Genomic DNA, 668 nt, shown 5'->3' on the forward strand with positions numbered 1-668 from the left:
CCCACCTTGAGCCTCACGCCGTCCCTGTCGCCACCGCTTGCCCTGCGGCCTGTGCCCCTCGAAATGCTGGTGATTCCGCCTGAACTTGACGGCGGCGCCGGCCTGAACCGCGCGACCACCGGGCGAGCCCAGATCGCAGCGACCAATGATCTTGACGCGATCCGGGCGTGGCTGTCCCGCTTTGTCGACACCAAGACGACCTTCGAGAACTACCGCAAGGAAGCCGAGCGGCTCTTGCTCTGGTCGCTCACGGCACTCGGCAAGCCGCTCTCTTCGCTCACCCACGAAGACTGCCTGCGGTATCAACATTTCCTTGCCGACCCGCAACCGGTCGCCACGTGGGTCGCAGGCGGCGGCCGGAAACACGCGCGCACCGACGCGCGCTGGCGGCCGTTCTATGGGCCGCTCTCACCGTCCAGTCAACGCCAGGCAACCGTCATCCTGAACGCCATGTTCTCGTGGCTCGTGCAGGCCGGTTACCTCGCCGGCAATCCACTGTCTCTCTCGCGGCAGCGGACCCGACACGCCGCGCCGCGCATCACCCGGTATCTGGAGCCGAGCGTCTGGCAGGAGGTCAAAGACTTCATCGCAACGATGCCTATGGAAACGGACCGCGAAAAAGCCCACGCGTACCGCGTCCGATGGCTGTTCACGCTGCTCTATCTCGG

Annotated in this window: 1 protein-coding gene; it reads left to right on the plus strand. The window is 65.7% G+C overall.

All coding sequences use genetic code 11. The features are described from left to right. Positions 1-6 precede the first annotated feature (6 nt). The coding region (locus NCS02_RS11065) for a site-specific integrase (protein WP_502800875.1) at positions 7-668 on the plus strand (662 nt) is incomplete at its 3' end.

Source organism: Caballeronia sp. NCF2 (assembly GCF_023631205.1).
GTDB lineage: Bacteria > Pseudomonadota > Gammaproteobacteria > Burkholderiales > Burkholderiaceae > Caballeronia > Caballeronia zhejiangensis.